The organism is Pelagicoccus enzymogenes, from assembly GCF_014803405.1.
Lineage (GTDB): Bacteria > Verrucomicrobiota > Verrucomicrobiia > Opitutales > Opitutaceae > Pelagicoccus > Pelagicoccus enzymogenes.
Window position 1 is genome coordinate 246,670 of the sequence record NZ_JACYFG010000061.1, and the last position, 24,223, is coordinate 270,892.

General features: G+C 57.9%; 13 protein-coding genes. 7 read left to right on the forward strand and 6 right to left on the reverse strand.

The features are described 5' to 3' along the window. Window positions 1-19: 19 nt before the first annotated feature. Window positions 20-400, reverse strand: coding sequence for a 30S ribosomal protein S12 (gene rpsL, locus IEN85_RS23885; protein WP_191619634.1), 381 nt, complete (start codon window positions 398-400; stop codon window positions 20-22). A gap of 571 nt (window positions 401-971) precedes the next feature. Here rpsL and IEN85_RS23890 point away from each other — a divergent pair. The 7 genes from IEN85_RS23890 to IEN85_RS23920 all read left to right on the forward strand — a co-directional run bounded on the left by IEN85_RS23890 (window position 972) and on the right by IEN85_RS23920 (window position 13,159). Then, window positions 972-2,411: a circularly permuted type 2 ATP-grasp protein gene (locus tag IEN85_RS23890; RefSeq protein WP_191619635.1), complete on the forward strand. Its 1,440-nt coding sequence runs from the start codon at window positions 972-974 to the stop codon at window positions 2,409-2,411. 53 nt (window positions 2,412-2,464) lie between these two features. Then, the gene (locus IEN85_RS23895; protein ID WP_191619636.1) at window positions 2,465-3,460 is read left to right on the forward strand and encodes an alpha-E domain-containing protein; all 996 of its coding nucleotides are present in this window, start codon (window positions 2,465-2,467) and stop codon (window positions 3,458-3,460) included. Window positions 3,461-3,550: 90 nt separating this feature from the next. Beyond that, window positions 3,551-6,922, forward strand: a complete 3,372-nt coding sequence (locus IEN85_RS23900) for a transglutaminase family protein (RefSeq protein ID WP_191619637.1) — start codon at window positions 3,551-3,553, stop codon at window positions 6,920-6,922. 91 nt (window positions 6,923-7,013) lie between these two features. Then, window positions 7,014-9,572: a circularly permuted type 2 ATP-grasp protein gene (locus IEN85_RS23905; RefSeq protein ID WP_191619638.1), complete on the forward strand. Its 2,559-nt coding sequence runs from the start codon at window positions 7,014-7,016 to the stop codon at window positions 9,570-9,572. Between the two features lie 9 nt (window positions 9,573-9,581). Next, window positions 9,582-10,457: a transglutaminase family protein gene (locus tag IEN85_RS23910; protein WP_191619639.1), complete on the forward strand. Its 876-nt coding sequence runs from the start codon at window positions 9,582-9,584 to the stop codon at window positions 10,455-10,457. A gap of 220 nt (window positions 10,458-10,677) precedes the next feature. Beyond that, a complete protein-coding gene (locus IEN85_RS23915; RefSeq protein WP_191619640.1) occupies window positions 10,678-12,129 on the forward strand; it encodes a GntP family permease in 1,452 nt (483 codons plus the stop codon). A gap of 118 nt (window positions 12,130-12,247) precedes the next feature. Beyond that, on the forward strand, window positions 12,248-13,159 hold the full coding sequence (locus tag IEN85_RS23920; RefSeq protein ID WP_191619641.1) for a YceI family protein: 912 nt from the start codon (window positions 12,248-12,250) through the stop codon (window positions 13,157-13,159). On the opposite strand, the gene IEN85_RS23925 is transcribed toward IEN85_RS23920, so the two are convergent. The 5 genes from IEN85_RS23925 to rpoC form a co-directional block, all read right to left on the reverse strand. Continuing rightward, the gene (locus tag IEN85_RS23925; protein ID WP_191619642.1) at window positions 13,156-15,804 is read right to left on the reverse strand and encodes a hsp70 family protein; all 2,649 of its coding nucleotides are present in this window, start codon (window positions 15,802-15,804) and stop codon (window positions 13,156-13,158) included. The two genes, IEN85_RS23920 and IEN85_RS23925, sit on opposite strands and share 4 nt — an antisense overlap. Before the next feature lie 101 nt (window positions 15,805-15,905). Beyond that, window positions 15,906-17,747: an Hsp70 family protein gene (locus tag IEN85_RS23930; RefSeq protein WP_191619643.1), complete on the reverse strand. Its 1,842-nt coding sequence runs from the start codon at window positions 17,745-17,747 to the stop codon at window positions 15,906-15,908. A gap of 92 nt (window positions 17,748-17,839) precedes the next feature. Next, complete coding sequence (locus tag IEN85_RS23935) at window positions 17,840-18,454, reverse strand: DUF2760 domain-containing protein (protein ID WP_224772915.1); 615 nt, start codon at window positions 18,452-18,454, stop codon at window positions 17,840-17,842. A 163-nt stretch (window positions 18,455-18,617) separates the two neighbouring features. Further along, the gene (locus IEN85_RS23940) at window positions 18,618-19,757 is read right to left on the reverse strand and encodes an agmatine deiminase family protein (protein WP_191619644.1); all 1,140 of its coding nucleotides are present in this window, start codon (window positions 19,755-19,757) and stop codon (window positions 18,618-18,620) included. A 293-nt stretch (window positions 19,758-20,050) separates the two neighbouring features. After that, a complete protein-coding gene (gene rpoC, locus IEN85_RS23945) occupies window positions 20,051-24,214 on the reverse strand; it encodes a DNA-directed RNA polymerase subunit beta' (protein ID WP_191619645.1) in 4,164 nt (1,387 codons plus the stop codon). Window positions 24,215-24,223 lie beyond the last annotated feature (9 nt).

Consider the following 24,223-nt stretch of genomic DNA (forward strand, 5'->3'; position numbering starts at 1 on the left):
GTCTTTCAAAAATTAGAGATTACTTCTTTTCCTTAGGACGCTTCACACCGTACTTGGAACGGCTGCGACGGCGCTTGTCTACACCCTGGGCGTCAAGAGTACCACGAACGATGTGGTAACGAACACCTGGAAGGTCCTTCACACGACCACCACGCACGAGAACGATGCTGTGCTCCTGGAGGTTGTGCCCCTCGTCAGGAATGTAAGCGATCACTTCGTAACCATTGGTTAGACGTACCTTCGCCACCTTGCGGATAGCCGAGTTCGGCTTCTTAGGCGTACGAGTCATGACTTGTACGCACACACCGCGGCGGAACGGATTTGCTTCGAGGGCACGTGACTTGGACTTGGCCTTGATCACTTTGCGGCCCAATCGGACTAACTGGTTAATAGTAGGCATGGTGTGAAATTTTGAGAAAAGAGCGTGAACGTATCGTTTGAAGGTGCTTCGGCAAGTATTTTCTCGCCGAAATAGAACAAAAAACAGAACCAGCCCGTTCACCGGCTGAATCTGTCCTTTTCCTACACGTTTGCGTTGGGCGGAATGCCCTTTCGGGGCCTCCTATGTGATGGGAAATTTTGAAGGACGATGGGTTTGGGGCGCCTTCTCATTCGCTTCAAGCACAAAGGTATCAAAAGCCCGATAAAACCTGCAGTCCTGCATTTCGCCCGGGCAACTTGCAGCCAGTCTTCGAAATTAACGAAACCGACACAGGTATTATATATTAGAGGATCGCTTGCGAAGTCCAAAAGAGCAGTCTATCGAATACTGGAGGTCCCCTGCTGCCCCGGCAAGCGACAGGAAGCCAACGACTTCGATTAACTTTGATCGCAATGCAGCTGATTTAGAAACGATCCATGCGCTTTCCACACGATGGCACAGCGGGTGCTAACAACGGACCAACGGCTTTCGCGACCTCCTGCCGAGCTACCGATACCGCGCTGACTAACCCCCAGTTCACTTCCTCTCAATGCAGATAAAATATGATACCGAGTCCTTCTTCGACGAAATGTTCGACGAAAACGGACGGCCACGCCCACATTACAAGAACTTCGTAGATCGCTTCAGCGAGCTCACCGAGAGCGAGTTCAATCGAAAGCGAGAGGCGGTCAACCTCTCCTTCCTGCAACAAGGCATCACCTTCACCGTCTACGGAAACCAGGAAAGCACCGAGAGAATCTTCCCTTTCGACATGATTCCGCGCATCATCGCGGATTCCGAGTGGAAGCAGATGGCGCGCGGACTCGAGCAACGCATCCAAGCTCTCAACCTCTTCCTAAAGGACGTCTACCACGAGCAAAAGATCGTCAAGGACGGCGTGGTTCCGGCGGAAATCCTCAACTCCTCCAAGCACTTTCGCAAGGAGATCGTCGGCCTCGACGTTCCGCGGGACATCTATGTACACATCTGCGGAACCGACCTCATCCGCGACAACAAAGGCGAGTACCTGGTTCTAGAGGACAACGGCCGCTGCCCGTCCGGCGTATCCTACATGATCGAGAATCGCCAAGCCATGAAACGGGCGTTTCCCCGCTTCTTCCCGAAGGCTGGCGTACGCTCCGTGCTCGACTATCCAGAAAAGCTCCTCTCCGCCTTGCAGTACATCGCGCCTCAGGGGAAGGCGAATCCCACCGTCGCCGTACTTACCCCCGGAGTCTACAATTCCGCTTACTTCGAGCACTGTTTCCTCGCGCGACAAATGGGAGTGGAAATCGTGGAAGGCCGCGACTTGGTCGTGGAATCCGACGACTGCGTCTACATGCGCACCACCGAAGGGCTCAAGCAAGTCGACGTGCTCTACCGCCGCATCGACGACGACTTCATCGATCCGGAAGTCTTCCGCAAGGATTCGCTTCTTGGCGTGCCCGGACTCGTGCGCGCCTACAAGAAAGGAAACATCGGACTCGCCAACGCCCTCGGCACCGGCGTCGCTGACGACAAAGTCATGTACTGCTTCGTGCCGGACATGATCAAGTACTACCTCGGAGAGGACGCTATCCTCAACAACGTTCAGACTTGGCTGCCCTACCGCAAAGCTGACCTCGACTACGTCCTGGCGAATGCCGACAAGCTCGTCATCAAAGCCGCCAACGAAGCCGGGGGGTACGGCATGCTGATCGGACCTCACGCCACCAAAGCGGAAGTCGAGGAGTTCAAGGCCAAGGTCAAAGCCGCGCCCCGCGAATTTATCGCCCAAACCCCAATTTCCCTCTCCCGCCATCCGACCTATTGCGACGAAGGATTCGGCGGACGTCATATCGACCTGCGCCCCTATATAATTTGCGGCGAAAAAACGCAGATCATTCCCGGAGGCCTCACCCGCGTGGCGCTCAAGAAAGGCTCGCTGGTCGTCAACTCCTCCCAAGGCGGCGGCAGCAAAGACACTTGGGTCCTCTACTCGGACGAATAAGACCCAAGAAGACCGCCAGAACCAAAACCCAATAACTCAAAACCCACTTTACCATGCTTTGTCGCGTCGCTGACTCCCTCTTCTGGATGGCTCGCTATATCGAACGGGCAGAAAACACCGTTCGCCTCGTAGACGTCACCCTGCAAACCCTCCTCGAATCCGAGCACGCGCCCGAAGAGGACCCCTACAAAAGCTGGATCCCCATCCTCTCCAGCTTGGGCGACCAAGCCCTCTTCGAATCGCTCTACGAGGACAAGTCGAGCACCAACATCACCGAGTTTCTCACCTTCAACACCGAGAACCCCAGCTCCGTCCTGCAGTGCATTTCGGCCGCCCGGGAGAACGCTCGCATGATTCGCGACCAGATTTCCTCCGAAATGTGGGAGGTCATCAACCGGACCTACCTCTGGATCAAGAAACAAGACCCCGCGAAAGTCTGCGACGAAGCGGACTACGCCTTCTTCCAGCACATCAAGGAATTTTCCCAACTCTTCCAAGGCTTGGTCGACACGACCTTCCCCCACCAAATCGGCTTCGAGTTCGTCAAGATCGGCGCCAACTTGGAGCGGGCTGACAAGACCTGCCGCATCCTCGACGCCAAACGCTACATGCTCCAGGACTCGCCAGCCAAGGATGATGCCTTAGACAACGCCCAATGGGCCGCCATCCTGCGCGGCTGCAGCGCCCACGAGGCCTACCGCCGCGTCTATGTCGCCGATATCGAAGGCGATACCGTGCGCGACTTCCTGCTTCGCTCCCGAGACTTCCCCCGCTCCGTGCTCTATTGCCTAACCCGCACCCAGCTCGCCCTGCACGCCATTTCCAAGTGCCCGATCACCCACTTCTCAAACGAGGCAGAACGTCGCCTCGGCCAACTGATCGCTCGCCTCAACTACGCCAACCCCAACGACCTCAACGGCAAGGAAGCCTCCAAGCTCATCGAGTCGATCGAGACCGATCTCGGCGAAATCGCAGTGGAGATCAGCAAACGCTACATGTTCTCCGAGATCGTCGACCCGGCAGAGGATTTGGAGCAAGCTCAAGCCTAAGCCCCTCCACCATTATCCAAGGTAGCGGCCGCTGTCCCAGCGGCCATAGAGCCATTCCACACGTTCACTCCCAACTACTTACCGCTTTCAATGGCCATCAAAGTCGCTCTCAACCACAAGACCACTTACCACTACGACCGCCTCGCCACCCTCGGCCCCCAAGTGGTGCGCCTCCGGCCCGCCCCCCATTGCCGGTCCCGCATCGTCAGCTACTCGCTCAAAGTCACTCCGGACGAGACCTTCGTCAATTGGCAGCAGGACCCGCAAAGCAATTACGTAGCTAGGCTGCTCCTGCAAGAACCGACCAAGACCTTCGGGCTCGAGGTCGACCTCGTCGTCGACCTAGCTCCCATTAACCCCTTCGACTTCTTTCTCGAGGAAAGCGCCACCAGCTATCCCTTTGGCTACAGCAAGTCCCTGCAAAAGGAGCTGCGACCCTACTTCGCCAAAATCCCCCTCCGCGGGCGCTTCAAGGAATTCGTAGACTCGATCGACGTCTCCAAGAAAGACACCAACGACTTCGTAGCCTACATCAACCAAAAGGTAAACGCCCACCTCGACTACACCCTGCGCATGGACCCGGGCATCTACTCGCCGGAGCGCACCCTGAAGGAAGGCAAGGGCAGCTGTCGCGACTTCGCCTGGTTGCTCGTGCACGTTTTTCGCCGACTCGGAATCGCGGCCCGATTCGTATCCGGCTACTCGATACAACTTAAACCCGACCAAAAACCCGTCGACCCCGACGCTCCATCAGGCGTCCCCGAAGACTGCTGCGACTTGCACGCCTGGTGCGAGGTCTACCTTCCCGGCGCCGGCTGGGTCGGCCTCGACGCCACCAGCGGCCTGTTCTGCGGCGAAGGCCATATCCCCCTCGCCACTTCGGCCGACGCCATGGGAGCCGCCCCCATCGAAGGTGGCATCTCCGCCTGCAAGACCGAATTCAGCGTCTCCATGTCGGTCACGCGGATCCACGAAGATCCGCGCGTCACCAAGCCGTTTACCGACGCCCAGTGGAAATCCATCCTCGCCCTCGGAAAAACCGTAGACAAGCGCCTCCAAGCTGGGGACGTGCGCCTCAGCATGGGCGGCGAGCCCACCTTCATCTCCATCTACGACCAAGAGGGCGAAGAGTGGAACACCGGCGCCGTGGGCCCCACCAAGAAACCGCTGTCCGACAAGCTTATCCGCCGCCTCCGCAAGAAGTTCGGTCCTCAGGGCCTGCTGCACTACGGCCAAGGGAAATGGTACCCCGGCGAGCCGCTCCCCCGCTGGGCTCTCGGCCTTTACTGGCGAAAGGACGGACAACCCCTCTGGGAGGACGACAGCCTCATCGGCGACGAAACCAAGGATTATGGATACACGCACCAAGACGCCAAAGAGCTCATCGAGGAACTCACCCGACAGCTGCGCGTCGAAAAGGAATACATAAACCCCGCCTACGAAGATCCCGTCGCCTTCTCGCTCAAGGAGCGCAACCTCCCGGTAAACATCAACCCGCTGGACAACGAGCTGGACGACCCACAGGAACGCGAGAACCTGCTCAACGTATTCAAACGCGGCCTCAACACCCCCGTCGGCTACGCCCTTCCGCTCCAACGCGGCTGGGGGAAAAACGGCCCTCAATGGCACAGCGGTATCTGGATGCTGCGCGGCAAGCAACTTTACCTCACTCCCGGCGACTCCCCGCTCGGCCTGCGCCTGCCGCTCGATCGGCTCCCATGGGTCAAGGAAGAGGAATACCCCTACCTCCATCCATCCGACCCTTCCGCGCGCTACCCCGACTTACCCTCCCGCCGCTCCCTCATCGTCCCCCAGCGCAAGGAGGACGACCACGCCGCCCGCGAGATTTCCAAACGCATCGAAGAGGAGCGAGAAGCCGCTAAGAGCTTCGAGGAGGAACTCAGCAAGCTTCCGCAAAACCAGGTTCCCGACGAGGGGCAATCCGCCCCTTGGGTCATCCGCACCGCCCTCTGCGTCGAGTGCCGCAAAGGACGCCTCTACGTCTTCATGCCGCCAACGGAGAAGATCGAGGACTATATCGACTTGGTGGCAGCCGTGGAGCATGCAGCTTCGATCCTGAAAAAACGGGTACTCATCGAAGGCTACACCCCACCCCACGACCCTCGGATCGACTACATGAAAATCACCCCTGACCCTGGAGTCATGGAGGTAAATATCCATCCCTCCACCAGCTGGGACCAACTCGTGGAGAAAACCGAAATCCTTTACGAGGAAGCCCGCCAGCTCAACCTCGGTACCGACAAGTTCCAGCTCGATGGCCGCCACACCGGAACCGGCGGCGGCAACCACATCGTCGTCGGCGGCTCCACTCCAGCAGACTCCCCGTTTCTGCGCCGCCCCGACGTTCTGAAGTCGCTCATCGGCTTCTGGCTCAACCACCCGTCGCTCAGCTACCTCTTCAGCGGACTCTTCATCGGTCCCACCTCACAGGCGCCACGCGTCGACGAAGGCCGGCCTGACGCCTGCTACGAGATGGAAATCGCCTTCAAGCAAATCCCCAAAATAGACGAGAAAAGCATACCGCCTTGGCTCGTCGACCGCATCTTCCGCCACCTGCTCACCGACCTGACCGGCAACACCCACCGAGCCGAGTTCTGCATCGACAAAATGTTCTCGCCCGACAGCGCCACCGGACGCCTCGGCCTCGTGGAATTCCGCGGCTTCGAAATGCCGCCACACGCCCAGATGAGCCTCGCCCAACAGCTCTTGCTGCGGGCCCTCATCGTTCACTTCTGGGAAAAACCCTACGAGGCCCCGCTCACACGCTGGCTCACCAAGCTGCACGACCGCTTCATGCTGCCGCACTTCGTGAAGGAAGACTTCAAGCAAGTCATCGAAACCCTCCACGCGGCCGACCTGCCCATCCAAGAAAACTGGTTCACCACCCATTTCGAATTCCGCTTCGCCATCATCGGCACCGCCAGCTTCGAAGGCATGACCATCGAACTGCGCCAAGGCATCGAGCCCTGGCTGGTGCTCGGCGAAGAAGCCGGCGGCGGCGGTACCGCCCGCTACGTCGATTCCTCCATCGAGCGCATGCAAGCAAAGGTCACTGGCCTCGACCCCGATCGCTATTCGGTCACCGTCAACCGCATTGAACTCCCGCTCACTTCGACCGGCGAGCCGGGCACCTACGTGGCAGGCGTGCGCTACCGAGCCTGGCAACCGCCCAGCTGCTTGCACCCAACCATTCCCGTGCACGCGCCGCTCGTGTTCGACATCGTCGACAAGTATCACTCCAGGGCCATCGGCGGCTGCACCTACTACGTCAGCCACCCAGGTGGCCGCAGTCACGAACGCTTCCCCATCAACGCCTTGGAAGCCGAGACGCGCCGGGCAGAACGCTTCCACTCCTTCGGACACAACACCGGCCCGATTCAGGTTCGCAATATTCCGCGCAGCGAGGAAATGCCCGTCACGCTCGATTTGCGTAGGTTATAAACCATACAATGATATAGGGATCCCCACGCTTGCACTTCGAGACGTAAGGAGTACTCCAGTCATCACGCTCTAAAAGCGTCATAACACGCTGATGACCGAAGACGGCCAAACGAATTTGCTCAACAACTGGATGGGAGGCTACGCCTCCCCCGGAGGCGCCTACGACGAGTTTCTCGACGAAAAGGGGCAGCCCCGTCCGCATTGGCATTCCGTGTCCGAACACCTCGGCGCGCTCAGCCAACCCCGCTGGGAACGCCGCGAGCGCCAACTCGAGCGCCTCATCCACGACAACGGCATCACCTACAACGTCTACGACGCGGACGATTCCAGCTCGCGCCCGTGGTCCATGGACATGGTCCCGCTGGCCCTCCCCCAAAAAGAGCTGGAGTCCCTCGAAAGCGCCCTCGGGCAACGCGCCCACCTGCTCAACCTCATCCTCGGAGACGTCTACGGCCGCCAAACCATGCTGCAAAGCAGCAGGATGCACCCCTACCTGGTCTTCTCCAACCCCGCCTTCCTCCGCCCCTGCCACGGACTCCTTTCGCCCCGGCAAAGCCACATTCAGCTCTACTCCGCCGACCTCGCCCGCTCGCCCGACGGGAGCTGGTGGGTGCTCTCCGACCGCGTCGAAGCCGCCTCCGGACTGGGCTACGCCTTGGAAAACCGCATGCTGATGTCGCGAATCTTCCCAAAGGCCATCTGGCAGTCCGACATCCTCTCCCTCCAGCCTTTCGTGCAAAAGTTCTGCCAGCAGATCGAGGCGCTGGCTGCTACCTCCTCCGAGCAGCCCAACATCGCCCTGCTCACCGCCGGCCCCAAAAACGAGACCTACTTCGAGCAGTCCTTCCTCGCCCGCAACCTCGGCTACACCCTCGCCGAAGGCGAGGACCTCACAGTCCGCTCCAACCGCCTCTACATGAAGACGATCGGAGGCGTCCAGCAGGTACACGGACTCCTGCGCCGCGTCGACTCCCCTTGGGTGGATCCGCTGGAGCTACGCAACGACTCCCTACTCGGCGTTCCCGGACTGGTCAATACCGTGCGCAACCGCAACGTAGCCCTCGTCAACGCCTTGGGATCAGGCTTCGTGGAGACTCCTGCCCTGCTTGCCTTCCTGCCTTGGTTCTGCCGCAACTATTTGGGCGAAAGCCTCGAACTTCCCTCCGTAGCGACCTGGTGGTGCGGACAAAAACACGAGCGAAACTACGTGCTCGAAAATATCGAAAAGCTCATCGTGAAGCCCACCTTCCGGCAAAACGGAGGAGCCACCTACTTCGGCCCCCGTCTCAGCGAAAAGGAACGGCAAGAGCTCGTAGCGCAAATCAACAAGCATCCAGAACGCTACTGCGGACAGGAAATTCTCTCCCAGGCCACCACCCCCGTTTACGAAAACGGCAAGCTTAACCCTCGCCACTTCCTGATGCGCGTCTTTCTCGTGGCCGACCAAGACGGCTGGAAAATGATGCCCGGCGGACTGGTGCGCTACCCGGCGAACGGCGACGTGCTCGACGTATCCATGCAACGCGGCGGCGCCAGCAAGGACGCCTGGATTATGCGCGACCCCGACTCCGAAGTCGGCCAAAGGGCCGTAGCCAACCTGCAAAGCGAGCGCCCCGTACGCCGCAACCATTCCGACCTCCCCAGCCGCACCGCCGACAACCTCCACTGGCTCGGCCGCTACATCGAGCGGGCCGAGTCCCTCGCCCGCCTGCAGCGTACCATATCCAACTTCCTCACCGAAGATCTCGGGGCTGAATCCCAGCGCCCCATCGTTCCCTTCCTCGAGCAAATCATCCCGCCCGACGAATCAATAGACAGCCTGCTCGACCCCGAGACAGAGCGCCTCGACTTCTCCGCAGTCGAACCCTTCCTCACTCGCTCACTCTTCTCGAAGGCAAATCCCGAGAGCCTGATCAACAACCTGCATTTCATCGAGCGGGCCGGCGCCAAGGTCAAGGAACGCCTCTCCGTCGACACATGGAAACGCATGCAAGCCTTCCGCGAAATCGGCGATTCCTACGATTCCAAGGAACTCAGCATCTTCGATGACGAAGTATCCATTTTCTTGGACAACACCTTGGAGAATCTCTCCATCTTCGTAGGCAACGCCTACGAAAACATGACCCGCAGCCAAGGCTGGGCCTTCCTGCAAATCGGCCGCCGCCTAGAACGCGCCCTCGCAATCTCCTCGCTGCTGCAGTCCTCCTACTCCGTCGCCAAGCCCTACGACGAACGCCTGGATTCCCAGCTGCTGTACTGGGCGGACTCCAGCATCACCTACCGTCGCCGCTATCTGAATACCGTTTCATCAGAAAGCGTACTCGACCTGCTCTGCTTCGACTCCACGAACCCGCGCTCCCTCGTCTATCAAATATCGAACTTGAGGGAGTTGCTCGCCACCCTCCCCCACGCCAACCGAGGCGAACGCAACACCATCGACACCCTCTCGCTCCAGCTCTTCAGCCGCATCGGCCTCACCAACCCCGAAAGCCTCATGCAACAAGAACCCCTGGAACGCATGAAAAGCGTGCACGAATTCTTCGGCGACACCTTCACCAATCTGCTGGATCTCGGCAGCGCCATCCAGCAGCACTACTTCGCCCACACCGTCAACGCTGCCGTCAAGAAGCCAAACGCCACCATCGGATAACGAAACAGCATGGCTACCTACCGCATACTGCATAAGACGAGCTACGCCTACAGCTACCCCGTCACCGGTTCGCACCACACCGCGATCCTGAAGCCGCTTAGCAACGAAACCCAAACCTGCAAACGCTTCTCCCTCGACATCAGCCCCGAAGCCGGCGACCTCGCCGAACGCGTCGACTACTTCGGCAACACCTCCCACCTCTTCGCCATCCAAAAGCCGCACGACGCCCTAGTGGTCGAAGCGTCCAGCACTGTAGAGGTCACAAGCGAAGCGCTCGATCTCAAAAAAATGGATACGCCGGTCGGGAAAATAAGGGAAGCTCTCGCTGACATCAAACGCACCGACCTGATCGAGGCCAAAGAGTTTCTCTACGAGACCCACAACACGAAGGAGACCGATACTGTCAAAGAATTCGGCGCCCGCTTCTTTTCCGACGAGACTCTCATCGGCGAAGGCATTGTCGCCCTGCTCCAAGCCTTCAAGGACGAATTCAAGTTCGATCCCAGCGCCAGCGACATCCATACCCCCGTGGAGCAGACGCTCGCTAGCAAATGCGGAGTCTGCCAAGACTTCGCCCACCTGATGATCGCAACGCTCCGCTCCCAAGGACTTTCCGCGTGCTACGCCAGTGGATACATTCTCACCATGCCTCCTCCTGGCCAGCCACGTCTGGTCGGGGCCGACGCCTCCCACGCCTGGGTGAGCGTTTTCATCCCGGAAAACGGCTGGATCGACGTCGACCCTACCAACAACCTCATCTGCGCCGACCAGCACGTCGCCGTGGCCTACGGACGCGACTTCTCAGATGTCAGCATGCTCAGCGGCGCCGTCACCGGCGGCGGAGAGCACACCGTCTCCGTGGAAGTCACCATGCAGCCAGTATAGCGGGAAACGGAGCAGCCCTAAATCGGACAGAGCCCGTTCTCGCATAATGGGTCGCGAAAAGCAGCAAGGGACTTCGCCTTAACTTCCCACCCTGCTCAGCCTCAAGCGTTCGATTGAGAGACCTTTTGTTTGGTTGCAGCCACGGCAGCGATCAATAGGACTATTGGCAACTTGTCCCACAGCTTGCTGCGGGCCCCTCCACCTCACGCCCCAATAGTCTATGCCCCTTTCCCTCCCCGTTCTTATCGCCGCGGGCGCAACGGACCTGACGCCTTTTCTTGTCCTGTTCGCCGGCATCGCCTTCGTTGTGATCGCCATCGGATACCTGCGCATCCATCCGTTCATTTCGCTAGTAATCGCGGCCGTTTTGGTAGGCTCCTTGAGCAACCTATTTGCAAAGACGGAATCCAATCCTATTACCTCAGCGATCGGCGAAACCATGCGACAACTCGGCAACACAGCCGGCGGCATCGCCTGGATCATCGCTCTTGCCGCGATTATCGGCCTGTGCCTGATGGAGAGCGGCGCCGCTGACCGAATCGTCAGGTGCATGATCAAGGTCTTTGGCGAAGAGCGAGCCGGCTACGCCATGCTCGCTTCCGCCTTCTTCCTCTCCATTCCCGTCTTCTTCGATACCGTCTTCTATTTGATCGTGCCACTGGCACAAGCGCTCGCCTACCGCCTCGGCCGTCACTACGTCTACTTCATCGTCGCAGTCTGCACCGGAGCAGCAATCACCCATAGCTTGGTGCCGCCCACCCCCGGACCACTTCTCGTAGTGGAGTCCTTGGGACTGAACCTAGGGCACACCATCGTCGGAGGAATTACGCTGGGCATTTTGCCAGCAATCGTCGGCTTGAGGCTTGGCAAAGCATTGGATGCGAAGCTCGGAATCCAACTCCGCGACAGCGGTATGCTGCACACCGCAGATTTGAAAGAGATTACAGAGAAGGACCTCAGCGAATTGCCTGGCTTTCTGATGGCCGCTCTCCCCGTTGCCCTGCCCGTTCTCTTGATCGCCAGTTCTTCCTTTATGGGAGAGTTTTCTTCACAAGAATCACTGGGCTTGATTTTCACCGTCATCGAAGTCCTTGGGCAAAAGCACGTCGCCATGTTCATCGGGGCACTGATTGCTATCAGCCTCCTAGCCCGCTACCGGAAACTCGACAAGCGCTCGCTTTGGAAAGCTCTTGAAAGCCCGCTCGGAACCGCGGGAACCATCATTCTCATAACCGCGGCGGGCGGCGCCTTCGGCGGCATGATTCGACAATCAGGTATTGGCGAAACGATTACAGAGCTCACGGAAGGCTCCGGATTCAGCTTCATCCTGCTGGCATGGCTCGTCGCCGCCGTCATGAAAGTCGCTCAAGGATCCTCTACGACCTCGATGATTACGACCTCAGGGATCATGGCTGGCATATTGGCAACCTTGTCTGCCACCGGAGCAAGCCTCGGTTTTGACCCCTTCTACATCTTTGCCGCAATCGCCTTCGGGGCCATGTTCGGCTCTTGGATGAACGACAGCGGTTTCTGGATCGTTTGCAAGATGACCGGCTTCACCGAGTCAGAAACCCTGAAAACTTGGACCCTCTCCGTCAGCGTCATCTCGCTTACCGGACTCGTTCAACTGCTCGTCCTCTCCCATGTGGTAGCCTATCCGTTCGGTCGTTGAAAACGGTACGGCGCAAACGCGTCGCGAGAGGCGGCCCGAAATCGACGCAATTAAGGATCAACTCAATTCGTAACCCAACGAACATTCGATCCTACCAACGAAACCTCCGGACTTCCTCATGATTCCCCCTCAAGAATCGATCCGCTACATTGCGCCAAACCAACTGGACGCGTCGGTCGCGTCCATCGTGGACGTGCGCACAGCCGAAGCGTTCGCGGCATGCCACGCCGACAACGCGCTCAATTTCTGCGTCTACGAAGTGACCTTCGTAGAAACGATCGAAAAAGCCGTTCCAGACAAAGGCTCGACAATTGTCGTCTACGGAGAGAGCGAACAGTACCACGCCGCTCCCGTCGCCGCACACCGGCTCCAAGAAGCAGGCTACTGCAACGTGTTCGTGCTGCAGGGAGGACTCGAAGCATGGATCGCCAACGAACTTCCCCACGTGAAGCGCGCTCCAGCAGAAAAGAGTCTAGCAGGCCGCTATTCATTGAACCTGCAAAAGACGAAAGTACGCTGGATCGGACGCAACCTTACCAATCAGCACGATGGAACCATCGCTTGCAAAAGCGGATTTCTCGAAATCGCTGCCGACGGATCCGCCCAATCCGGCGAGCTCGTGGTGGACATGAAGCAGATACATTGTAACGACATTTCCGATACGAAACTTTCTTCTCTGCTTGTTTCTCACTTGGAATCCATCGACTTCTTCCAGACCGAAAAATATCCCTCCGCGCAGTTCTCCCTGGATCGCGTGTTCCTCGATCCCACGGCCAGTCCGGGAACCCCAAACGCGAGGATGGAAGGCCAAATGCAAATACGAGGAAAAAAGCAACCGCTGCACCTGGAGTGCACCCTCGCTCAAACCGACACTGGCTACGTGCTACAAACGCAATTCGACCTGGACCGCACCGCTTTCGGCGCGGTTTACGGCTCCGCCCGTTTCTTCGAGCGCCTAGGAATGCACCTCGTCAACGACTTGGTGAACCTGCAAATCACCGCCTTCTTCGAGAAGAAGAAGACAGCTTAGACTCCATCGAGCAACAATCCCGGCGGCAAACTCTCCCCAAACGAGGAAGCGCGCTCAGTTCTCGTAACAGGTACGTAATCTCGCAAGGGCAACAAACGACTTTCCGGTACCCCTGACTTTTCTAGCTTGCTGGCAACCTTGCCCGCCGTTTTTCGAGATAAATTCAAGCTGCGGTCGTCTACCACCCGGGCCGACTTGAGGAAAAGCGGAACCGCTCCCGACAAATCGCTCTCGCTCCAGTCTAGCTTCCGCAAACGATCAAAGAGCGTCTCCACCGTATCCGGAGGCATGATACAGTCGTCGCTGGCTTGCAGCAGCACTCGACTCAACAACCCGCCAAATCCCGCCAACAGGACCGAGATCGGCTTTCCGTCCTTCAGTTGATCGTCAAGTCGCTGGATCAGCTCGCCGTAGAGCCTCTGCTTCTGAGACAGCCCCACCTTTTCCAAAGAGGCCAGCAGCCGAACACGCTCCGCCTCCGCCCGCCTCCCATTCTGCAAGCTAGCAAATTGCCTCTCGAACAGTTCCACTTGCCGGACAGCAGGATAGCCCGCCACCACCCGCCGCAACAGGATCAAGAGCTGAACCTCCACCTTTGCCGAAGCTGAATCCAATTCCTCCAGCAGCTCATCCAATCGATCCAGCCGGGCCTCGTCCCCAGCTGCTCCAAATCCCGGACGCAAGAGATAGCCCGTCAATTGAAGCCAAGACTCCGCAGCGTCCGCCCCGCGCGAGATCACAGCGGATCCTTCAAGCGGTACTGTCGCCAAAGCCCGGCACAAATCCAAGTTCCACTCGTGCTTGGCAGCACCCAACGCATTTTCCAGGTCCTTGAGGATTCGCGAGCCCTTCAAGCCCTGTCCCTTCGACGAAAGTCCACGCTTCAGAACTTGCTTCGCCTTGCCAAGCTTCGCCTCGCTCACGCCCAATTCTCGGCTCGCTGCGTCTGGCGAAAAATCGAATTCCCCTCTCAAGTTGAACTCCAAAGGCCAAACGCCAGGTTTCGAATCGTCCAACGACTCGCAACTCACCGTCAACAAGCCTAGCTCGTTCACCTCGCTGATCAGCCGCACTGGAATCGACTCGCCTCCCTCAAGCTGAACCAAGGTATCCAAAGCTGGAAGCCTTCGCATTGCATCCAAATTTTGGTTACAAAATTCACCTGCAGCTTCTTCCATATCATTGGCACCTTGAAACGCGAGAAAGCGAGCGCGGCGATTGACCGCCAAGCGAAGCCCTTCAATTTCCACTTCGAAACGCTGCTCCGGTTGGGCTCCTTTCGGGAGCACGCAAACACGTCGTCCTTCCGATTCCTCGCCCACCGCTAAAAACACCGCACGAGCCGCCCCCGCGTCGATACGACGCACCCCGCGTCGAGCCTGAGCCCCATAGCACGCAGCGCCTCGAGCCACCGCGAGATCCGTCTCTCCGTTCTCCAGAACAACAGGCTCCCGCCCGTCTTGCCAAGCCGCCAGTTGGGCAAGCAAACGTTCTTGGATCAAACGCGGCGACAAGCTTCCACCATTGAACAAAACGAGATCTACTTGCCCCACTCCGCCCAAAAACTCGGCCAAGTGACGCGTCACGGCGCAGTCCGTGGCATAAGGCAATCCCATCTCCAGCAGGCCTTCCTGAGAACGCTCCGATTTCGCATCTCGCGGACAGCTCGGATAAAAGCCTTCCAGCACCAACTCCCTCGCTTGATCAGCCGCCACCTCCGTAGCCAGCGTGCCTGCGAACAAGGCGGAGCCCTTGCTCGGAATCGAAACCGAAATCTGCTCCTCGCCGCCACTCAAACAACGCTCCTTCAGCTCCCGAGCGCGACTTGTCAAGAAGCCCCATTGGTCCACGCTCAACGCTTCCCCATCCGGAGCCAACTCAGACTCCAGCGCATGGGCCAAGGCGAGATCGATGTTGTCGCCGCCTAACAGTAAATGCTCGCTCACCGAGACGCGCTCGATCTTGGGCATGCCCGCCTCCACATCGCCAACCGCAAATAGACTAAAGTCCGAAGTTCCACCCCCGATATCCACAACCAGGATACGCTCGCACGTACGAAGCTCCTTGGAATTCTCTCCCGTCACTTCAAGCCAACGGTAAAAAGCCGCCTGCGGCTCTTCCAGCAATCGAAGGCTTTCCGGATAGCCCGCCAGATTGGCCGCTTCTCGCGTAGCCGCTTGAGCTGCCGCGTCAAAGGAAGCCGGTACCGTCACCGTCACCAACTGCTCCACGAAAGGGGCCTCGCGTCCAAAGCGCTCCTCCCAGGCCTGTTTCAAATGTTTCAGCAGCTGGGCCGAGGCCTCGATCGGCGAGAGTTTCTCCTCCTCCGCCACCCGCTTCGAACGCCAAGGCAGAGTCTTCGCTTGCGGGCTGATCGAATGGTGACAAAGCCACGACTTAGCTGAATGGATAAGCCGCTCCGGTTGCTCCCGCCCACGCTCTCGCGCGTAGAGCCCGACCTCCCAATTCCCTTCCTCCGTCAAATAGAGAAAGGAGGGCAAACTGCTCCGCTTCACCTCGGTCCGCTCCATCTCGCGCTGCCGGATAGGAAGCACCTGCGATTCCGCTCCCTCCGTCAGTTCCACGAAAGCCAAAGCGCAATTCGTAGTGCCCAAGTCGATACCGATACTGTAGCGAGGTTCCATTAGATAAGGATTTCTCTCCCACGAAGGGCACCAAGAATCACGAAGAAACTATTCATTTAAACTTCGTGCACCTTCGTGCCCTTCGTGGGCAGAACAATCCATCAGTCCATGCGGACTTGGAATTCCACTTTCCACTTTCGATCGGAGTCCACGTGCTGCATCCAAAGCTCCAAGCTTCCCAACTCCGTAACCACCGAGTTCAAGAAAACGGGAATCGGTTGGCCTTCCGGAAACGCTTCCATCGGGGGAAGCGTGATTTCCAGCTTGCTCGTTTCCTCCAAGACCTTGTCCGCCTTGTTCACCAGGTCTCCCGGCTGATCGCCTCCACGGATCTCCGACGCGAAGAAACGGAAAACCGCTGGCTTACCCGTAACCAAACCGAACGTCCGCCCTTCCAGCGTATGGGAGGTCCCCTCTTCCATGCCCTGCGGAACAACACAAACCGCCTTGATGGGTGGCTTGAAGCCGGGTACCGCTGGACGCGAAGATTCTAGTCCCAAGTAATACGAACGCGCCGTGCCCGCCCGTATCCGAATTCCCTGACCGGTCACGCGATTGCGGCCATAACTTGCCGCCCCCTTGGCCACCGCCAGATCAGGCTGAAAGCCTTGCAGCTCACGCGGGGCGACTTCGCACCAAGAGGCCAATAGTTCCATCACGCGGGCACGAATCGAGTCTGCCTTGAAAACCCCTCCATTGAACAAGACCGCAGTCGGTTTGAGCAACTCTCCCGCCAAGGCCTGCTCCGGATTGGCAATCAATGCCGACAAGCTTTCGCTCCCTTTCACGTTCTGCAGGCTGCGAGCGAGAAAGCGGGCCAAGTGCTTGCTTACCACCGCGTCCGCCGCATAGGGCAGACCAAATTCCTGCAGGGCTGCGCCTCCGTCTTCCTCGGGCATTTCGGTAGGACCGCTTAGAGCAAAGAAGCCATCGACCACGACAGCATTCAAGGTCTCGCGTGTCAGCGTAGTGGATACAGTCCCTGCGAAGAGGCTCGATCCGCGAGACGGCACCGAAATCGGAAGCTCCGTCAAGCTGCCATCCTCAAAGAGCTTCGCCTTGGCTTGGCTCGCTCCGTGCACCAGAGCAAGAAACTGCCAATCATCGATCTCAGTGCCTTCGTCCTCGAGCTGGGCTTGCAAGGCATAGGCGAGAGCTAAGTCCATGTTGTCGCCGCCCAGCAGGATATGCTCACCGACCGCGATACGTTCCACCGCAAGGTTACCCTGCTCTTCGCTCACCGCGATCAAGCTAAAGTCTGCCGTACCGCCACCTACGTCGCACACGAGAATCACATCGCCGGCCTGAACCTGCTTGCGCCACTCGTTGCCCACCTTATCGGTCCAGGCGTAGAAGGCCGCTTGCGGCTCTTCCAACAGAATCGGCTCAGGCAAACCTGCCGCAGCGGCCGCGTCAGAAGTGAGCTTGCGAGCGACCTCGTCAAAGGAAGCAGGTACAGTCAGCACGACTTGCCCTTCCCCTAAGTTCCACTCTCGTCCTTCCAATCGCTCCGCGTAAAGCACGCCGTTTTTCAAGTGCTCGAGGTAGCGGCGCGAAGCCTCGACTGCCGACAGCTTTTGCTCGCCGATTTCCGAATTCCATGGCAGCACCGGCGATTGCGGATCCACGTGCGGATTGGACAGCCACGACTTCGCCGAAGTCACCAAACGATCCGGCACCTGAGCTCCATGTTCTCGAGCGAAGGTACCCACAATTTGGTTACGATCCGAAGACTCCCAAGGCAGCGAAATCGCCTCTGCGGAAAATTCGCTTTCGCTCGGCAAATAGACCGCCGAAGGAAGCGACTTGCGTTCCCCGACTTGGTTTGGCGCCAAGATTTGCGTCACCTCTACCACGCGGCTCTCGCCGCTCTCCAGATCGCACAGGGTCACCGCGCTGTTGCTGGTGCCCAGATCGATTCCTAAGACAAATTTCTTTTCCATGATTCCGAATCCTCGTAGGAGCGAGCTTGCTCGCGAAATCCTACATTTCATTCGCGAGCAAGCTCGCTCCTACCTCTCGTACCCAAATCCCCTTACTTTATCTCGACCTGTGCCGGAGCGATCGGAGGCAACTTGCCTTCCTCTACCTTCAAGACGCGTGGAAGATTCACGTTCGAAACCCTCCAACCTTTGTGCACGAGCACCCCAGAGTGCGGACCTTCACCCGAAACGGATCCAGATAAGCGGTAGAGCTCCCCTCCGTTCGGCGGTACGTCTATCTTGCTCCCTTCCGCTGCTTTCACAACTGGCTCAACCGTAAACATCTCGCCAAATGCCCCCTTGCAGCCCTGATGTACCACACGAGCCGCCGCGCCGACTTGGGCATCGCTGTACTTGCTGATGTCATCCATCAGGAAGTCGACGAGACGCCCCTTGTTCTGCAACGCGGACAGCACCGCGATGACCTCTGCCTCCGCAGCGTTCTTAGGCGCTGGAGGAGCAGCGGAAGATTCCGCAGCGCGGACAGGTTCAGAAGCTTCCACGCTTGGCAGATAGTCAGGCGCCGTGAGGGCCTTGAGGACGAGCCATAGCGCCAAAGCCAAGGCCATAGCCACCAGATAGGTTCCGTAAACTTCAAAGCCTGGAACGAAAAGCAGGCCATTGAGAATGGCGATAAGGATTCCAGCAATCAGTGCCTTGTTCTTCATGATCAAAATGGGTTGGAAATAGCGAATCACGCCCCGCTGCGGGACGTTCTAAAAACACCACGCGTATAGGACCGAGCAGCCGGCTCTGTCCAACCGAAAAGCGAAACGTAACACAGGCTTCCGCCAGCAAGCGCCGAGCCAAGTCGCCCGCAGCCGCTTGCAGCTATTCCGTAAACTCGAGCAAACCGTTGGGATCGATGAAGTGCGGGATCCCTAAAGTCAGGCAATGCAAGAAACCGCCCGTCTCGATTAAATCGTCCGCTGGGATTGGCACGACGTCCCATTTGGGAAGCAGCTTTCGGTAGGTTGCAAAAACCTCTTCTTCCATCTTCGGATCTACGTCCGAATAGCTGGGAACCAACATCAGCCCATTGACGTAAAAAACGTTGGTGTAGGAACGCCAAGAGCCTTCTTTCCGGGGCGGCAGGGGGATTCGATGCACTTGGACAGGTTGCCCATCCACTAATTGTTCGCTGACGAGCTGGGCGGCGCGTTCGATATGACTACGCACTTGCTCGGTCTCTTCCTCCAGTGCTTTAGCGATTACAACTGTCTTGGGATTCAAGAAGGTCATAAACATGTCCGCGTGACCCGTTTGCTCCCCTGGAATCGAAGGAACAAAGGTTAAGGTTTTCAGGGAAAAGTAAGTGTTCATGAGCCCCGTAAACTCATCGCCGCTAAAATTCCGGAAGCGGTTGCGTTCGATCAATTTCATCGACGAAACCCCGAGCCCGTTACCATTGTGCACCAAATTCCCCCCTTCCATTGCAATTGGTACATAGGAACATTGTACGCCCAGAGCATTTGCGAGCACGAGTGGGAACTGGTCGTCGAGCGGACGGGAACCAAGTTCGTCACGGGCAGAATAGTAGGTGTCGACAATGGCCCCGCTGCCGTCCGATCGGCGTATAAAGATGGGACCAAAATCGCGGATCCACATCGAGTCCAGTTGATGCACCAAGAAGTGTACTCGGTCACGATCCACTCCCGCCTCTTCCAAGGCTTCGCGACCATTCAGGATCTGCTCCGGCCCCGCTACGATCGCCACCACGGGAGCGCGCTCCGAAATGTGCCCCACCAAGGTCGCAAAAAGCTCCGGATGGAAGTGCACCATTTCGTTGGCAGACAAAAGCACCGCTGAAAGCTTTCCAAACTCTCCGGGGATGCGGATCGGCAGCGGCAAGCTGCGCGAAAAAGCGTCACGCTTGGCCGGGCGTTCCTTTGGAAGCGAGTCTAGTTCCCTCTGAGCTGAGACCGATACGACACAGGCGAAAATCGCCGCGAAGAAGAGTGTTGTTTTCATTTGGGGGTGCCCGGTGCCTCAAGCTCCAGAACGAGAATCGCAAAAGACGAAAAAGAAGCCGATTTGGCAAGTCCAAGAGACGCACCCGAGCACCAATCCACTAACGAGATGTTTGCTGACTAAATCTAACCTCCCAGGTGGATCGGTCGCTCCGCGAGCGGTAAGAAAGCAGCACTCGAAAATCTGCCGCCCGCGGAGCGGCCGGCCCACCTTTAATCCTAGGCCCCAGCACGAAAAAGCCCGCATCCCTTGGCGGGATGCGGGCTTGGCTAAAGTTTATCTGAGCGGATCGCTTATCCAGCTTCCGGCGTAGCCGTTGGAGCTTCTGGATTCGCTGGTCCCACTTCGGCAGTGATTCCTTCTGGCTCTACGTTGTCCTCGATGTTGCCGCCAAAGGGAAGCGTGATGCGGAGGTCGCGGTAGTTGCGGAGTCCGGTACCGGCTGGGATCAAGTGACCCATGATAACGTTCTCCTTGAAGCCGTGCAGCTTGTCGATCTTGGACAGGGTCGATGCATCCGTGAGTACGCGGGTGGTTTCCTGGAAGGAAGCCGCGGAGATGAAGGACTCTGTTTCGATAGACGCCTTGGTGATACCGAGAAGAACGGGCTCAGCTTCGGCAGGCTTACCACCCGCTTCGATGATTTCGTTGTTCTCACGCAAGAAGGTCGTGCGCTCGATCTGCTCGCCCCAGAAGAACTCGGTATCGCCTGGATCGGTGATACGAACCTTGCGGAGCATCTGGCGGATGATGAGCTCGATGTGCTTGTCGTTGATGGTAACACCCTGCAAGCGGTAGACCTCTTGTACTTCGTTGATGAGGAACTCGTACAAACGGGCTGGTCCAAGGATATCGAGGATTTCGTGCGGGTCAGCGGAACCTTCAGTGAGGTGCTGCCCCTTGTGCACGACGTCTCCGACCTGGACGATGATCTGCTTGGCGTGTGGGATGAGGTGCTCTTCCGCTTCGCCGGACTCTTCGTCGGTGACGATGAGCTTGCGCTTGGAACGAACCGTACCACCGAGAGAAACGACACCGTCGATACGGGCCATTTCGGCTGCTTCCTTCGGACGACGAGCTTCGAAGAGCTCGGCAACGCGGGGAAGACCACCAGTGATGTCCTTGGTCTTGGAAGCCTGACGTGGCGTCTTCGCGAGCAAGGCACCTTGAGCGATCTCGTCGCCTTCGGTGACCGCTACCTGAGCACCGGTCGGAATGCTGTAGACCGCCTGAACCTTGCCGGATGCGTCCTTGACCTCAACAGATGGGTTCAAGTCTTCCTTGTGCTCGATGACCACGATGGCGATACGACCAGAGGACTCGTCGAGTTCCTTCTTGATGGTAACACCGGGGATCATGTCGCGGAATCCAATCACACCTGGCTTTTCGGAAAGAACCGGGATGTTGTAAGGGTCCCACTCTGCGAGGAGCTGACCTGCTTCGATTTCGCCGCCATCCGGTACGCGTAGTAGCGAACCAACTACGATGTCGTAAGCTTCGAGCTCACGGCCAGTAGCGTCGACAATCTGAACCGAACCGGTCTTGTTGAGTACAACGCTCACGCCTGGAGCGATCTCCACGAGACGTAGACCGCGGTACTTGACGGTACCTCCGTTACGAACCGAGATGCGTGGATCGGTAACGACCGAGGACGCGATACCACCGATGTGGAAGGTACGCATGGTCAACTGGGTACCTGGCTCACCGATCGACTGGGCCGCGATGATACCAACGGAGTCGCCGATCTTCGCAACGTCGTTGGACGCAGGGTTGATACCGTAGGACTTGGCGTCGATGCCGTATGCAGCAGTCGAAGTCAGAGGAGACATGACCTTGAGGCGCTCGATACCGAGTTCTTCGATACGCTTGGCAACCTGCTCAGTGATGAGCTCGCCCGAACCAACAACCAGCTCGTCTGGCTGGATTGGGTTGTAGACGTCGTCGCAAGAGCAACGGCCTTCGATACGCTCGCGGAGGCCAACGATTTCGTCGTCACCTTCGAAGATCGCCTTCTTCCAGATACCTTCGCGCGTTCCGCAGTCCTCTTCCGTGATGATAACGTCCATCGCGACGTCACAGAGCTTACGAGTGAGGTAACCCGCGTCAGCCGTCTTGAGAGCTGTATCCGCGAGACCCTTACGAGCGCCGTGAGTGGAGATGAAGTATTCAAGAACGGTAAGACCTTCACGGAAGGACGAGAGGATCGGACGCTCGATGATTTCGCCGGATGGCTTAGCCATCAAACCACGAGTACCACAAAGCTGACGTACCTGGTTCGGGTTACCACGAGCACCGGAGTCCATCATCACGTAAACTGGGTTTACGCCTGGCTTGCCGCCGTTGGTCTTCAGCTGGACGAATACGGCCTGCTTGATTTCGTCGGTCGCAACAGTCCAGATGTCGATGATCTTGTTGTAGCGCTCGCCTGCGGTGATGATACCCTTTTGGTACTGGCCATCGACGTCGGAGATCTTCTTGAAGGCGCGATCCACGATGTCGACCTTCTCATCCGGGATGATCATGTCGTCGATACCGATGGAGATACCGGCCATGGTCGCAACGTCGAAGCCGAGCTTCTTGAGCTTGTCGAGCGAATCAACGGTCGCTTCCGGACCAGCCACCTTATAGGTGTTGTTGATGACGTCGCCGAGCTCCTTCTTGCCGACTTGGAAGTTGATGAAGCCGAGATCGTTTGGCCAAATTTCGCTGTAGCGGATACGACCAACCGTAGTGACGATAGTCTTCTGGTCAGAATTGCCGAAGGTCGTTTCGCGACCGTAGTCCGGATTCGGGATGCGTACCCAGTCGTGGGTGTGCAGAGCGCCGTCGAGGTTGGCAAAGATCGCTTCCGTCTTGTTGCCAACCAGCGGGATGCGGTCGAGTTCTTCGAAGCTCTGACGCGGGTTGATGGTCAGGTAGTAAGAACCGAGGATGACGTCCTGCGAAGGCGTAAGGATTGGCTTACCGCTGGAAGGCGAGAAGATGTTCCCTGTGGCCATCATGAGCATCTTACACTCGAGCGTCGCTTCGAGCGAGAGAGGCACGTGCACCGCCATTTGGTCACCGTCGAAGTCAGCGTTGTACGCAGTACAAACAAGCGGGTGAACGCGGATCGCTTCACCTTCGATCAGTGTTGGCTCAAAAGCCTGGATCGAGAGACGGTGAAGGGTTGGCGCGCGGTTTAGAAGAACGGGGTGCCCCTTGGTAACTTCTTCCAAGATATCCCAAACTTCAGGAGAGCGCTTCTCGATCATGCGGCGAGCGCCACGGACCGTGTGTACGAAGCCGAGCTCCTTGAGGCGACGGATGATAAACGGCTCGAAGAGAACGAGAGCCATCTTCTTGGGAAGACCGCACTGGTTCAGCTTCAGCTCAGGACCGATAACGATAACGGAACGACCGGAGTAGTCGACGCGCTTACCAAGAAGGTTCTGACGGAAACGGCCCTGCTTGCCCTTGAGCATGTCGCTGAGTGACTTGAGCGGACGGTTGCCAGCACCGGTAACCGGACGGCCGTGACGACCATTGTCGAAGAGCGCGTCCACCGCTTCCTGCAGCATGCGCTTTTCGTTGTGGATGATCACGTCCGGCGTCTTCAACTGCATCAAGTTCTTGAGGCGGTTGTTACGGTTGATGACGCGGCGGTAAAGGTCGTTAAGGTCGGAGGTCGCGAAGCGGCCACCTTCGAGTGGTACGAGCGGACGAAGGTCTGGTGGGATAACCGGCAGCACTTCAAGCACCATCCACTCAGGACGAGAAGAGGACTTGATGAAGCCTTGGATAACCTTCAAGCGCTTCGCCAACTTCTTCTTGATCTGCTTGGACTTGGTGGAGCGCATCGCTTCCTGAAGTTCAAGTACGGTGACCTCAAGGTCTGTATTCACGAGAACATCACGGAGAGCTTCCGCACCCATCTTGGCCACGAAGGAATCGTCGCCGTATTCGGCCATCGCTTCGATGTACTCTTGATCAGTGAGAAGCTGCTTCTCTTCGAGTGGAGTACGGCCTGGGTCGGTGACCATGTACGCTTCGTAGTAGATCACGCGCTCGAGACTGCGGGCAGTCATATCGAGCAAGAGACCGAGGCGCGAAGGCATGCTCTTGAGGAACCAGATGTGAGTGACAGGCACTGCCAACTCGATGTGGCCCATGCGCTGACGGCGGACGCGAGATACGGTTACCTCGACGCCACAACGGTCACAGATGACACCCTTGTACTTGATTCGCTTATACTTACCGCAGGCACACTCGTAGTCGCGTACCGGACCGAAGATGCGTTGGCAGAAAAGTCCGCCTGGCTCCGGCTTGAAAGTACGGTAGTTGATGGTCTCCGGGTTCTTGACTTCGCCACGTGACCAGGAACGGATGATTTCCGGTGACGAGACATTGATCGTAACGCAGTCGAAATTCGACTCACGTTCCGCGCTGAGCACTTGTTGGGCTTCTTGCGTAGACATTATATTAAA